Source organism: Paramuribaculum intestinale, from assembly GCF_003024925.1.
Classification (GTDB): domain Bacteria; phylum Bacteroidota; class Bacteroidia; order Bacteroidales; family Muribaculaceae; genus Paramuribaculum; species Paramuribaculum intestinale.
On record NZ_PUED01000011.1, the window covers coordinates 1 to 13,085 of the forward strand.

At 52.1% G+C, this 13,085-nt stretch carries 16 protein-coding genes and 1 pseudogene; 10 read left to right on the forward strand and 7 right to left on the reverse strand.

Annotation, left to right across the window (positions count from 1 at the left end; genetic code table 11):
- The first annotated feature begins 269 nt into the window (after positions 1 to 269).
- The 4 genes and pseudogenes from C5O24_RS01885 (at position 270) to C5O24_RS01900 (ending at position 2,321) form a co-directional block, all read left to right on the forward strand.
- Complete coding sequence (locus tag C5O24_RS01885; RefSeq protein WP_107035512.1) at positions 270 to 680, forward strand: cupin domain-containing protein; 411 nt, start codon at positions 270 to 272, stop codon at positions 678 to 680.
- 162 nt (positions 681 to 842) lie between these two features.
- Positions 843 to 1,304: pseudogene (locus tag C5O24_RS01890) on the forward strand (CatA-like O-acetyltransferase); the annotation flags it as partial.
- A 112-nt stretch (positions 1,305 to 1,416) separates the two neighbouring features.
- On the forward strand, positions 1,417 to 2,043 hold the full coding sequence (locus tag C5O24_RS01895; RefSeq protein ID WP_107035514.1) for a hypothetical protein: 627 nt from the start codon (positions 1,417 to 1,419) through the stop codon (positions 2,041 to 2,043).
- Positions 2,040 to 2,321 carry a winged helix-turn-helix domain-containing protein gene (locus C5O24_RS01900; RefSeq protein ID WP_107035515.1) on the forward strand — a complete coding sequence of 94 codons (282 nt, stop codon included), beginning with the start codon at positions 2,040 to 2,042 and terminating at the stop codon, positions 2,319 to 2,321. Before C5O24_RS01895 ends, C5O24_RS01900 begins: the two co-directional genes overlap by 4 nt.
- Positions 2,322 to 2,578: 257 nt before the next feature.
- Here C5O24_RS01900 and C5O24_RS01905 read toward each other — a convergent pair whose 3' ends face one another.
- The 3 genes from C5O24_RS01905 to C5O24_RS01915 all read right to left on the reverse strand — a co-directional run bounded on the left by C5O24_RS01905 (position 2,579) and on the right by C5O24_RS01915 (position 5,577).
- Positions 2,579 to 2,815: a hypothetical protein gene (locus C5O24_RS01905; protein WP_107035516.1), complete on the reverse strand. Its 237-nt coding sequence runs from the start codon at positions 2,813 to 2,815 to the stop codon at positions 2,579 to 2,581.
- Complete coding sequence (gene bla, locus C5O24_RS01910; protein ID WP_107035517.1) at positions 2,812 to 3,780, reverse strand: class A beta-lactamase; 969 nt, start codon at positions 3,778 to 3,780, stop codon at positions 2,812 to 2,814. The genes C5O24_RS01905 and bla overlap by 4 nt, the downstream gene beginning before the upstream one ends.
- Before the next feature lie 99 nt (positions 3,781 to 3,879).
- Positions 3,880 to 5,577 carry an ATP-binding protein gene (locus C5O24_RS01915; protein ID WP_107681374.1) on the reverse strand — a complete coding sequence of 566 codons (1,698 nt, stop codon included), beginning with the start codon at positions 5,575 to 5,577 and terminating at the stop codon, positions 3,880 to 3,882.
- A 243-nt stretch (positions 5,578 to 5,820) separates the two neighbouring features.
- On the opposite strand from C5O24_RS01915, the gene C5O24_RS01920 reads away from it, so the two are divergent.
- Complete coding sequence (locus tag C5O24_RS01920) at positions 5,821 to 6,849, forward strand: helix-turn-helix transcriptional regulator (RefSeq protein ID WP_107035519.1); 1,029 nt, start codon at positions 5,821 to 5,823, stop codon at positions 6,847 to 6,849.
- Positions 6,850 to 6,960: 111 nt separating this feature from the next.
- Here the strand turns inward: C5O24_RS01920 and C5O24_RS01925 are convergent, their stop codons facing one another.
- Positions 6,961 to 7,404, reverse strand: a complete 444-nt coding sequence (locus tag C5O24_RS01925; RefSeq protein ID WP_107035520.1) for a tellurite resistance TerB family protein — start codon at positions 7,402 to 7,404, stop codon at positions 6,961 to 6,963.
- 433 nt (positions 7,405 to 7,837) lie between these two features.
- On the opposite strand from C5O24_RS01925, the gene C5O24_RS01930 reads away from it, so the two are divergent.
- From C5O24_RS01930 to C5O24_RS01945, 5 genes are all read left to right on the forward strand, one after another.
- The gene (locus C5O24_RS01930) at positions 7,838 to 9,094 is read left to right on the forward strand and encodes an RtcB family protein (protein WP_107035521.1); all 1,257 of its coding nucleotides are present in this window, start codon (positions 7,838 to 7,840) and stop codon (positions 9,092 to 9,094) included.
- A 156-nt stretch (positions 9,095 to 9,250) separates the two neighbouring features.
- A complete protein-coding gene (locus C5O24_RS14440; protein ID WP_240604875.1) occupies positions 9,251 to 9,496 on the forward strand; it encodes a hypothetical protein in 246 nt (81 codons plus the stop codon).
- 4 nt (positions 9,497 to 9,500) lie between these two features.
- On the forward strand, positions 9,501 to 10,154 hold the full coding sequence (locus C5O24_RS01935) for a helix-turn-helix transcriptional regulator (protein ID WP_240604877.1): 654 nt from the start codon (positions 9,501 to 9,503) through the stop codon (positions 10,152 to 10,154).
- Positions 10,155 to 10,156: 2 nt separating this feature from the next.
- Positions 10,157 to 10,702 carry a 3'-5' exonuclease gene (locus C5O24_RS01940; protein ID WP_107035523.1) on the forward strand — a complete coding sequence of 182 codons (546 nt, stop codon included), beginning with the start codon at positions 10,157 to 10,159 and terminating at the stop codon, positions 10,700 to 10,702.
- Between the two features lie 51 nt (positions 10,703 to 10,753).
- Complete coding sequence (locus C5O24_RS01945) at positions 10,754 to 11,284, forward strand: phospholipase D family protein (protein ID WP_107035524.1); 531 nt, start codon at positions 10,754 to 10,756, stop codon at positions 11,282 to 11,284.
- A 151-nt stretch (positions 11,285 to 11,435) separates the two neighbouring features.
- On the opposite strand, the gene C5O24_RS01950 is transcribed toward C5O24_RS01945, so the two are convergent.
- From C5O24_RS01950 to hmuT, 3 genes are read right to left on the reverse strand one after another with little or no spacing between them, the layout of a single operon-like run.
- Entirely contained in the window at positions 11,436 to 11,768 is a 333-nt protein-coding gene (locus tag C5O24_RS01950) for a DUF2149 domain-containing protein (RefSeq protein ID WP_107035525.1), read from the reverse strand.
- A complete protein-coding gene (locus C5O24_RS01955; protein ID WP_107035526.1) occupies positions 11,765 to 12,373 on the reverse strand; it encodes a MotA/TolQ/ExbB proton channel family protein in 609 nt (202 codons plus the stop codon). The genes C5O24_RS01950 and C5O24_RS01955 overlap by 4 nt, the downstream gene beginning before the upstream one ends.
- Positions 12,370 to 13,065 carry an HmuT family protein gene (hmuT, locus tag C5O24_RS01960; RefSeq protein WP_107035527.1) on the reverse strand — a complete coding sequence of 232 codons (696 nt, stop codon included), beginning with the start codon at positions 13,063 to 13,065 and terminating at the stop codon, positions 12,370 to 12,372. Before hmuT ends, C5O24_RS01955 begins: the two co-directional genes overlap by 4 nt.
- Between the last annotated feature and the right edge of the window lie 20 nt (positions 13,066 to 13,085).

A 13,085-nucleotide genomic window follows, 5' to 3' on the forward strand; every position in this document is an offset into this window, starting at 1 on the left:
CTCTGCAAGGACACAGAGAACGAGCATAGTCCATTTGCCGGAAAATCGGCTTATGACGTTTCTGACCGGGCAAGATGCCATACCAGTATATTTTTTCAAATTTTCTTTCAGTGGCAATGCGTTCATAATCAAAAATAGTTACCTAAAAGTTAGCGCCTTACATCGGAGTAACGTCTTGCATGACTCAAAAACACGACTTAACTTTGCGCTATCCAAATGAAAGCGGCTTACTGCTGTAAAGTTAATAATTTAATTTCAAACCAAGAAATATGAGCGAAATCAAGACTCTCAATTCCGGCGATAAATTCGCCCACGCATCCATTGGCCCGCTGTGTGGCTTCGCCGGAAAACAGTTTGTGAAGGAAGCCACCGGTGCCACTTCATGCGAAATCTCATTCGGCACGCTGCCTTCGGGCGCTGCTGTGCCCTTCTTCCACAGCCACAAGGCTAACGAGGAAAATTACATAATCCTGTCCGGAGCAGGTAAATTTCAGGTTGACGACAACGTCTTTGATGTGGCGGAGGGTTCTGTAATCCGAGTGTCGACCAACTGCGACCGCAATATCAAATGCACCTCAACGGAAGCGATGACCTACATCTGTATACAGGCAAAAGAAGACAGTCTCGGTGATTATACAATGACCGATGCTGATATAACCGAGCGTAAAAGCCTGCTCTGACAATCTCAGATAATATGCTGCTAAACAGAATGAAGGTGACAGTTTTTCTGCCATCTTCATTCTGTTGACGTATAAACCGACTATTGATGCTTTGAAAGAGATTGGGTTATATCATTAAGATGCTCGCGACCTCATTCCGAGAGCAGATTGTGTATAGGTTGAGCCGCCACACGTATAAAAGAGTTCTATATGCTTCCGGTCGGCGGCAGACTAATCAGATATGACTCAATTGCAGTCAACACTATTGTAGCCAATCCAAAGGGTGAGGTCAGCTCATGCGACATTCCTTTCAGTGAAGACCTCTCGCACTTCAATAAGGACTACTTGCGCATGACACGTCAGGTCGCCGAAACCTGCGAGAATCACGATTTAACCGACAGCATGGTAATCGGCACATCGGCATTAGCTCAATACGACATAGACGGAGCAGTGGGAATGTATAGCGGGATATTCAACAATCCCTTCATGATATGGGGCGCATACCGCTGCCGGTGGTTCAAGACAACTCTCATGGTGTCATTTCAGTTCCATCACACCCAGATGGATGGTGCCCATGCAGCCCGGTTCATCGACCTGCTGCAAAAGGAGAAAAAAAGTTGGATGAAAGTTTGGTTTATATTATAAACCTTGTTAACTTTGCATCCGGATAGAGGGCGGAATCGCGCGACCGCTCTTTTTTCAGCTGAAAATGGTTTATAAAATAAACCGATTGTAAAACCCCTCTAAATTCCTCAATATGGAAGACAGAAAACTAACTGAAAAAGAGAGCCTCGAAGTGATTACTTCGATGATAGCTCAGACCAAGCAGCGCTATATCGGTGATGGTCGTATCTTGCTGATGTGGGGCTACCTCGTGACAGTCGTATCAATCCTCGTGTGGGTAATGCTTGCCTCGACAGGGCAGGGTGTATGGAACTTCCTGTGGTTTGCGATTCCGCTGATTGGCGGCATCGCCACGCCCATAATGGCTCGGCGGCAGCATGGCCGTGGCGGAGTCAAGACTTTTTCTGACACTGCTACCTCACGGCTATGGACTATTGCAGGAATATCTGAAATCGTCGTGACCATTGTATGTATCGGCTTCAGGTATTTTGCCGATACTGACTGCTGGAGCGCCATGCTGGCATACACTCTGATTGTCATTCCGGCAGCAGAGATGGCCCAAGGTCTTCTGATCAGAGAGAATAGCCTCGTGGCCGGTGCTCTCGCAGGGCTTGCGGTCGGAATTACAACGGTGTGTTGTATCGCCGGTGGAATTGTATTATCGGCCTGCTGGTACATGCCGTTGTTCATATTCGCATTCGTGGCGATGATGATAGTTCCAGGGCATATACTCAACCATAAAGCAGGAAAAGAGAAATGAAGGAACTGAATCCGCTTCTGCATTCGCAACTCCGGCTTGCCATAATGTCCATACTTATGAGTGTGGATGAAGCAGATTTCGTATATCTCAAGGAGAAGACCGAATCTACAGCCGGAAATCTCAGCGTGCAGCTCGATAAGCTTTCGTCAGCCGGATATATAAGGGTTATTAAAGGCATGTCGGGAAAACGACCGCGTACGACATGCTCGGTGACTCCCGACGGGCGGGCGGCGTTTGAGGAATATGTAAATTCTCTCAGGAGCTATCTCAACCTGTGATCGACTTTGTAGGGCTAATGCAATCATTTATGTAATTCGCCGGCAAGGGAATTGCCGATAGTCTGAAGGCACTGTGTCAAAAAAACGACTGTTTGACACAGTGCTTTGATCGTCGAGAAATTATGCCGTGCGGATCTTGAACGGACTCGTCGGTCGGGGACGAGAAAGTTGTCGGCGAGTTCACTCCCCACAGAACTGACTGTCTTTTAGCGTATGACGCGTTTGGGCGGATTCGCAGATGTGGGCGACGTGGCCGCTCACTTTTTTTTGCAACGGTTGACGATCCAGATGGCAATGTGGACAACGATCCCATAGGCGAGTGTGGCGATCATGGCCATACATTCATATTGCATTATGGTGAGCCACAGCGGCGCTGACCATTCCGGACGTTGCTGATGGCAGGCGGCTACGATGGCGCAGGCGCTCAGCGTGATGAATACGACGGCTACTGACAGCGCCGCCGCTCCGATGCGGTATTTCCCTATTCTTATCATAGACTGTCGCGTTGGTTGAGGATGTTGAATACGATTGTGGATATTTCTGCGATAAGCTGCTCGGTGGCGGCCATGTCGTAGGCTGAGTCGGCAATGAACACAGCGATGCTGTAGCCATTCCGGCCGTCGGGCAGAAACACGTAGCCGGCGTCGTTGATGCCGATTATGCGTCCCTGACTGTTACGGGCGCCGGTTCCGGTCTTATGGCCGATCATGGCGTTAGTGCCTGCCATCGGTGCGGGCAGACGGTTGAGCCCAGTGGCACACTGTATCATCATAGTGGCTATGGTTTCATGCATGGCCGACTCGCTGCGCATTCCCTGCCGGTAGAGCCGGTCGAAAAGCCGTGCCATTGCCAGCGGTGTGGAGCGGTTCTGATAGCATAGATACGTGTCGCCGTGCATCTCCTCTTCGGTCGATGCCATGACGATGTCGTCGAATCCCAGAGTGTTCATAAGGCTGTCGGCCGCCTGCGGCCCTCCGATCAGCCTGAAGAGGATGTCGCAGGCGTTGTTGTCGCTCTGCTGCAAAGAGTAGGCGAGCAGCTCTGACAGCGGCAGCCGCAGATCTCTGATCCCATATCTATCGCGCATGGGGCTCCATGTGTCCGCAAGGATTTCCTCGTGCCCTACGGCAACGGTGTCGGCTGACGATATGCCATGCCTGACGCAATAGTCGGCCACGGCTATGGCTTGCGGAAACTTATAGACGCTAAGCATCGGAAAGTCGCGGTGGCCGTTGACCGATACGGTGTCCCGGCCATTGATGATTACGGCTATGCCTATGCGCGCGTCCTTGCCGGTCGTAAACTCTTTCAGTCGCGATGTCATGGCCGCGATGTCGGAGGGCGTATCCGTCGCCTTCTCTGTGGCGGTGTCATGCGGTAGGCTGACGGTGTGGCACCATGACGCCAACGGAATCGACGTGCATAAAAATATGATCAGAGGTCTGATGTAGGCTCGCATTCTGGCAGTGGTGTTGTGTTATACGATCTCTTCTCTTTTGCAAAAGTAACGATTTACGGCGGGTTTCGTTGTCTTTCCCGTCCATTTTTGATTTTCTGTTCAGAAACCCACTACATGGCGGGAAGGAGAGTTGATGCGTTCGCGTCGGCACGACTCGGCTATGGCGTCAATGTCGATGAGGTCGCTGCCCGACAGGATTGTGTTGACTGTGTGACGCCGGGCTATGTTCTCGATCTCGCCACCCGACAGGTCGAAATCCGATGCAAGCTTTCTGGCATCTTTGTCGGTCAGACCATGAAGCATGCTCTGCCATATCTGCGCTCTTGCCTCGGCTGTGGGCTTGTCAAACCGGATCTTGTACAGAAACCGGCGTTCGAACGCTTTGTCGAGATTTGTGGTCAGATTTGTCGTGGCGATCATGATGCCTTCGATCGATTCCATCTCCTGAAGGATGATATTCTGTATGGAATTCTCCATCTTGTCGACAGCGTTTGATGCCCCTTCCATCCTGATTCCGAGGATGGCGTCAGCTTCGTTGAAAAGCAATATCGGAGCGAGCGGCGAGTTCTTGCAGATATTACGGTAGCGGTCAAAGGCGGCCTTGATGTTTTTTTCGCTTTCGCCCACCCAGCAGCTTTTGATTTTATTGACGTCCACCCGCATTATGTCGCGTCCGGTCTGTCGTGCCAGCTGATACACGGTTTCGGTCTTGCCTGTGCCGGGAGCGCCATAAAAGATGCAGCAGAATCCCTGGCGCATGCCTGCCGTGCGGAGCCGTGCCTGCACTTCGTTGAAGCGCTTCTCCGCCAGTATTGACGACAGTTCGTCGATCAGGCTCTTTTCGGCGGCGTTGTAGACCAGCGTTTTTTCTGTGAGCGAATCGGCTTTGATCAGGTCTTTGTCTGATTTGGCCATGAGGTTGAGATTGAGTTCACACAGCAGCTCCTCCTTGGCCTTGTCGGTAAGCTTGAAGGCGTCGGAGCGGGCCATGCCGTTTTCGTTGACGTTCTCTATAAGCGATTTCGCAAACAGGCTTGAGTCGCGTGAGCGCAGCTGACGTTTTAGCCAGCCCGGCATGTCGTCGTTGTCAAACAGGTCGTCGATGTCGCTGAACAGGATGTTGTCATCATTGTTGTCGACAAACAGATGAGCCATGAATACAAACAGCAGTGTGTCATGACAATCGAGATTGCAACGCCGGAGTTCGGTCGCGAAAGCGGTCGTCCTGATCTCTTCGAGCATCTCCATGGTTCTGCTTTTAAGCGACTCATGGGTAAGTTCGTCGTCATCTTTCTCGTCCATGAGCGTGGAGAAGCGGTCGAAGAAATCGGCAGTATCGCGTATCGGCTCCTCTTCATGGACATAGGGCTGGTTCTTGCGGATCGCTTCGAGTACAGCCGATGGCACGCGGTAGCTCGACGCGCCCCGGCTTCGCGAGGCTCGCAGATAGTGTTTCGACTCAAGGATGTCGATGTCGTCCGACAGTCGCAGGATCTTTGTCGTGCGGCAGCCGGTGAAGCTGGCTATTTCTGACATGCGTATGTGGTTGTCCTCGCTTTTGTCGACAAACAGCGCCAGCAGTACGGTCTGCATGGCTGTGAGCTTGAGCTTTCGCGAGGCATATCTGATGTGCATGGCGGCCGCCTCAAGGAAGTCGGCGTCAAGGTTAGAGTCCTCCGCAAGCTCAACGATATACTCAAACGACTCCAGTATGTTTTTCGGCTTGGCATTCCGGGCGTCGTTCTTTTGTTTGGATTTGTCGGCTGTCTTTGTGTTTTGAAGGTCTAATTCTCTCATATTTCCGCAGTGTTTGTGTTTTGACGATGCAAATTTACCGTAGGGTTGTATCATGTTGCGATACAACTTTTGAAATCATGAAAATTTTCTTGAGTGTTTCCGTATTCCGTATTGTGGTGATGCCTCCATTGCCTGGGGGAGCAAATGGTCGAGAGCAAATGGTCGCCGCAAAGTTGAAAAGAGTGTGCGCAATATATTTGCGCACCGTGAGAAAATTTTTTATTTTTGCCAAAAAATTAAGTTATGCCTCTGAATCGTGCCACCCTGATACGTATTTCGACGATCGACAAATGTCTGCAGAACCGCTATCGCCGATGGACCATCAATGATCTTATAGATGCCTGCACCGATGCTTTGGCCGAGTATGAGGGACGGAGCAACCCGGTGAGCCGGCGCACGTTTCAGAACGATCTGGCGCTGATGCGCAGCGATCGTCTGGGCTACAATGCTCCGATCGTGGTGCGCGACAACAAGTATTATGAATACGACGATCCGGAGTTCAGTATCACTCATCTGCCTCTTAATGACGAGGGGCTCGATGCGCTCAACTCCGCTCTCGACATACTGCGCCAGCTCCAGTGTTTTCCGCAGCTGTCGTCGTCGATTGATATCATAAGCAAGCTCAACGAGCAGATATCACGTCATACGGGCGACTCTGTTCCGGCTATGGATATGGAATATGTGCCCGGTTATCGTGGGGCGCGTCATATCGGCGCCATATATGATGCGGTGCGCAGGCAGCAGACTATAGTCATAGAATATCGTTCGTTCAAGGCGCGTCAGGCCGATTCGGTAGTGGTGTATCCGTATTTGCTTAAGGAGTATCGCAACCGCTGGTTTCTGATCGGCGAGAAAGCATCAAACCGCACGCTTCAGGTTAATATTTTCGCTCTTGACCGTATTCATTCCGTGACTGTCGACAAAGAGCATCCGTTCAAAAAGTGTGTTGATTTCGATCCCGAGCACTTTTTTGACGATACTGTGGGCGTCACCAAAGGAATTCACGACCGCGCCCGCCGAGTGGTGGTCAAGGTGGATGCCCAGCAGGCTCCCTACGTGGAGTCGAAGCCATTTCACAAGTCGCAGAAAGTGGAGCAGCGATTTCGCGACGGCGGCATACAGATTTCGCTCAAGGTGGTGATCAACAATGAGCTTGAGCGACTGATTCTCGGTTATGGCGGTCATGTGGAGGTCATTGCGCCTCCCTCCTTCCGCGACCGGGTGGCCGAGAGTGTCACACGCGCGGCCCGCCGCTATAGCGCGCCCTGCTGAGTCGGTATGGCTCATCCGCTCTGTCTGCAGCGGATTGTCGTTTGGAAACAAAGACTCCGGAAAATCCGTTACAGGACTTACCGGAGTCGGAGGTTTTGAGGCCTAAGCCTATTATGCCTTGTTCTTGATGATCAGCACCTCGATGATCGAAATGGCGGTCTCCTCAGGAATCTGCAGCGATTCTGCAAGCTGGTTGATGATATCCTTCTCATCATCCTCTACCACTCCGTCGGCCAGCGCGATGTCGACAGCGCAGGCAAAGGCGGTGAGCTTAAGGTCGTCGGGGAGTCCGTCGATGGACGAGGCTACGAGCGCGCTTGCACCCTGGCTCTTGAGGATACGGAAAAGCTTGTCGAACATCTTGTCGAAAGCCGGGCCGGAGAAATTGTCGTAAAGACGGAGTCGGCGGATATAGTTGACTATGCCGTCCCATTCAGCCTGTGATATGCTGCCGTCAGCACCGGCCATTGCAAGTGCTATGCCGGCGAATGCTTCCTGTTTGGAGAGCTTGTCCTCTTCAGGTACTTCGTTGAAAATCTTGTCGAAAAGTCCCACAGTAAAAGTGTGATTTTAGATGGTTTATTGATGTTTGTTTGTTGCTGTGGTTCGTTAAAATGTCGGTTCTATGTTTTATTTGTCTGTTCATGGCAGGCAGCAAGAACTCCGTTTCAACGGACTGTAGCGACACAAAGTTAGCAATAATTCGTCATTTTAGATGCTTATGACAGCGGTTTTTTGGGACTTGAGTCAGCGTCTGTTGGCTGTATGGGTGGGGTAAGCTTTTGTCTATCTTTTTTTTGAAGACGAGAAAAAAATCATACAGCAGCCACGATGAGGTCAGATCAGCGACGAAGTCAGATTTATTGTAAGTCTGTCGGCTGTCCGAAACAGTGGATGTTTCTTGAAAAATGCTTTTTTTGTCGGTGCGCAAAATGATTGCGCATGCGGCCCGGAACTTTGCGCTGTAAACAAAAAACGGTTACTTATTATGAAGACTATCGAAGGATACGATGTGAAGATTTTCACAGACAACATCGAGGAGAGTGCCTTGACGCAGATCATGCAGTTACTGTCGATCGATCTGTTTTCCGCAAAGAAGATACGGATAATGCCCGACGTCCATGCCGGCGCCGGCTGTGTCATCGGATTTACCGGTGATCTTGGCGAAAAGGTCATTCCCAATATCGTGGGAGTCGATATAGGCTGCGGCATGCGCGTGCTTAATCTCGGCCCGATCTCCGGAATAGATTATCACGCATTCCATGAGCATATACTTGACAGTGTGCCGTCGGGCATGCGGGTGCGTGAGGAAAACCGGGGCTTCAAGCCTCTTGTTGGGGAGGAAATGGATATTTATCGGGAGGCAAAGCGGCTTGTCGCAGGGCTTTGCTGTTACCGTGAGATAAAGGATTCCGCACGCATCTACAAGTCCATAGGATCGCTCGGCGGCGGCAATCATTTCATTGAGCTTGACGTGGATGATGATAACAATGTCTATCTGGTCATCCATACCGGCTCACGCAATCTTGGCAAGCAGGTGGCCGACATTTATCAGGCCAAGGCTGTGAGGCATCTGACCGACGGAGCCGATGAGTATGAGGAAACCGTCAGGCGGACAATTGAGGAGTACAAGGCAGCCGGACGCCGATCGGAGCTTCAGGGTGTGATCAGGCGGATGCGACGCAACCATGATGCGGCAGAGCCTTCGCTTCCTGCGTCGCTCTGCTATGTCGAGGGGGAGGTGCGAGAGCAATACCTTCACGATATGCGTCTGTGTCAGCGCTGGGCTGTGCTCAACCGCAGGCTGATAGCGATGCTGCTTATGCGTTTTTTTCCGGAGGTGGAGGTGCTGGACGAGTTTGAATCGGTTCACAATTACATCAGTGATGACAATATCATCCGCAAAGGTTCCATTTCGGCCGCCAAGGGAGATAAATGTATCATACCGCTGAACATGCGTGACGGGGCGTTGCTCTGCACCGGCAAGGGAAATCCCGACTGGAATTGCTCCGCCCCCCACGGTGCCGGACGTGTGTTGAGCCGCACACAGGCATACGAGAAGATCACTATGGCCGACTTCAAGGCATCCATGCAGGGCGTCTATTCCGAATCGGTCAACGAATTTACACGCGATGAGTCGCCGATGGTCTACAAGCCGGCCGGAGAAATCATATCCTGTATAGGTGATACAGTCAGGATTGATGACGTCATCCGCCCTATATTCAATTTCAAGGCGTCGAAGTGATCTTCCGGCCTGTGACGTCTGAATTGCGGCGCAAGGCGTCCGACCGCCGGCACTCTGTGTGATTTTTGAAAAAAATATCAGTGGTGTATCGGGAAATGCGACATGTTTTTGGTTAACTTTGCGGTGAATTATCCGTTGTATTTCATTTCAAAATATATGGAACAGCTGCGAAAATATACATGGCTGATCGAAAAGATCCGCATGGCCAGGAAAATCAGCCACAAGGATCTGTCCGACAAATGGGAGCGAGCCGTAGACTACAGCGACGGGAGGCCGCTCCACAGAGCCACGTTCAACCGTTGGCGCGAGGCGATCTACAGCCAGTTCGGCATCATGATCGACTGCCAGCGCACCGGGGGCTATCTCCTACTATATATCCAATCCGGAGGAGATCGACGATGACCGGTTGAAGAAGTGGATGCTCGATTCGTTTGCTGTCGGCAACACCATCGGCGAGCATCTTTCGATCAAAGACCGTATCGTGGTCGACGAGATTCCCTCTGGTCGCTATCATCTGACTACGATCATGGAGGCGATGAAGGAAAACCGTGTGGTGTCAGTCACCTACCGGCAGTTCAGCAATCCGTGCGGATACACATTCCCGGTGGAGCCTTATTGCCTGAAACTGTTTGAAAACCGTTGGTATCTTCTCGGCCGCAACAATCGTGGCGAGATCAGGATCTACGGTCTTGACCGTCTTGAGGCAGTGGAGCCTACGGACGAACGTTTCCGTCTGCCTGAGGATTTCTCGGCCGATGCGTTTTTCTCTACCCGCTATGGTGTGGTGATAGGCTATGACGAAGAGCCGAGGCGTATAGTAGTGCGTTCGAATGAGGAGCACAAGCATTATCTGCTGTCGTTGCCGCTCCATCACAGCCAGACACTGATAGAGGATTGTGGAGCCTATGCCGACTTCGAACTGTATCTCGTTCCGACCTACGATTTCGTCATGAAGCTTCTGCAGGCCGGCCCGATGATAGATGTGATCTCTCCGCTTGAACTTCGCCGGACTATGAAGGGATGGGTGTCGGAGATGTACGAACTTTACAAAAATGTTTGAAAATGCAGGAACTTGACTATAATATTGCTTCTGCCTATCGCACGGAAGCTTCTCGGCTGAACGGCAATTTTGCGGCGATAGATTTCGAAACGGCCAACGGACGGCGTTCAAGCGTGTGCAGTGTCGGCGTGGTGATTGTGCGCGGCGGTCATATCGTCGACCGGTTTTACAGCCTGATACGTCCGGTTCCGAACTACTACACCGACTGGACGACCGATGTGCACGGACTTACGCGACGTGACACCGATTCCCAGCCTTCGTTTCCCGAAGTGTGGGCACAGGTAGCCGACAGGATCAAAGGACTGCCGCTCGTGGCGCACAACCGTCCGTTCGACGAGAGCTGCCTTAAGGCTGTATTCGAGGAGTATGACATGGAATATCCCGACTATGAGTTTCATTGCACTCTGGCCGCTTCGCGCCGCTGTCTTGATCTGCCGAGCCATCAGCTTCATATCTCGGCTGCCGCATGCGGCTATGATCTGGCCGCCCACCACCATGCCCTCGCCGACGCCGAGGCTTGTGCAGCCATTGCCTTGAGGCTGCTGTGAATGGATGATATGTGTGAGTGATGAGCCACGTGATAATTATACCGACCGGATATGTGTGACCATAAATCATTCGTGAAGTTTGTTTCAGGCGAAGAGCATTACAGCGAAGTGTTGTCACGGGTTTCAGATGTGCGTGGTCAGCTGTGGATAGGCACAGCCGACATCAAGGACGTCTATGTGAAACACGGATCGCAGGCAGTGCCGCTGCTGAAAGTCCTGTCCGATCTGATACGTCGCGGTGTGGAGATCCGTATGATTTACGCTAAAGAGCCGGGGCCGGCATTCCGTCAGGATTTTGACCGATATCCGATATTGCGGACTGGTATGGAGATCATGCTGTGCCCGCGTGTCCACTTCAAGATGCTTGTATTTGATTTCGAATCGGCCTATATCGGATCGGCTAATCTGACCGGAGCCGGCATTGGCATGAAGAGCCGTGACCGGCGCAATTTCGAATGCGGTATTATCACCGACGATCCAGTTTTGGTCGAATCAGCCACAGAGCAGTTCGATAGTGTGTGGCGCGGCGAGCATTGTCCCCGCTGCGGCCGTCGCCAGTACTGTCCCTCCCCACTCAAGTGACGCCCGGTGAAATCCCGGAATAATACGGGTTGAATTATCTCACAAAACGAAGCCGCCGCATGACAGATGGTCGGATCATGTCATGCGGTGGCTTCTGTGATGCCGGATGCAATTGTCCGGCGGTGTCGCCTGTGTCGGGGAGCTATATCTATTATTCAGGCACGTAGATGATGTCGCCATTGTCGAGCTCGTAGGCCACGCCTACCCGACGGCCTTTGGACGACGACGGATCGGTGTCCTCCGACGGTGTATAACGGTTGATCTTCTCACCCTCTTTGGTGATGATCTCCATGTTTTCCTTGCGGGGATTTTTCACCATGGTGAAATCCTCCTGTGAGAACATCTCGGTCATGTTGTAGCGGCTGACGAGAGCCACCATCAGCGCCACGGCAAACACCATGGCTACGTCGAAGAGGTTGCTCACCACGCTCATCGGATCATTGTCCTCGCTGCGGCGCAGCAGCGAATGTCGGCGGCTTCTCATTGTGCGCAGTTTTTCGGTTGCTCTCTGACGATGTCGGCGAGATATTCGAGCATAGTGAGGTTTCTTAAAGCCCACCGTTCCTTGGCCTGCTGTGTGAGAAATCCGATAGCGCTCACCACCAGTCCGACTACCGTGGTGGCGAAAGCCACCTGCATGTTGTAGGCCATGGAGGCGATGTCGCCCGAGGCCAGACCGACCAGAGCCGGTCCCATAGGTATCAGAGTGCCCATGAGACCGAGTATCGGCCCCATTTTTGTGAGCACCTTGGAGGTGGCTATGTTTTTGTCGGCTTCGATTTCGTATTCCGACAACAGCATGTCAATCTTCGCTGCGTTGCCGGCCTCCGCAATGATTTTTGATGCATAGGCGTCCACGGTCGATGCGGGGTGTTCGGGGAGCGATGCAGTGAATTCAGGCAGTGATGACCTGTCGGTTTTCTGAATTTTCTCGCAGAATGGTGTGGTGACACGCTTGTCGTTGAGATATTGCCCGAAAAAGGCTCCGATCAGTATGATCGAGCGGATGAAGAAGAAAATCAGAAGCACGATCACCGGCACGAGCAGTCCGGTGGAGATCCAGTAGAGGATGTTGGAAATTACGTTCATTTTATTTTTGAGATTTGTTTTTTTGTCTGAAATCGGTTGTAGGCGATGCCGGCGACTGTGCCGGCAGCTATTATTGCGGCCACTCCGCCGAGTGCGCCCCATTCCACCTGATTGGTGCCAGCCGCGGCTGTCCGGCCGTTGACTGTGGCTACAACGCCGAGGGCGGCGATCAGCATATTGACCATAAACAGCAGTTCGAGCCGTATCTCCTTTTCCGGAACGAGCCAGCAAAGACCGCCGGCGGCAAGAGGCGCTGCTATGAGCAGACATGCGCCAAGACTCCATGCAGTGGCGGCGAAGTCCACGCCGGGCAGTGAGAATATCAGTTGGGTGAGAATGGCGAACAATACGGGGAACACAAGCAGTCCGGGTACGTAGCGGCACACCGCCAAGGCCATGGACCCACGGCGTCCGAGAGGTCCGGCAAGAGATTTTGCGGCCAGTATGCAGTAGCCGGTCTGGAATGCCACGTCGATGGTGAGCCATACCGACATGTCGAGCATCAGTTCTGGCTGTGAAAGCCAGTCGGCTATCTGTGTCTTCGACTGTGAGGCTGCCGTCTCACAGGCAAGCACGATGAATAGCGCTGTCACGGCGCAGGTGATGAACCGGGCTATCCATCCTTGACCCGACATTTTCAGCACGAAGCTGAAAATGACCAGAGCCATGATTGTCATTACCACTGTTTCCATAAGCAGTTGGGTTGGTATGA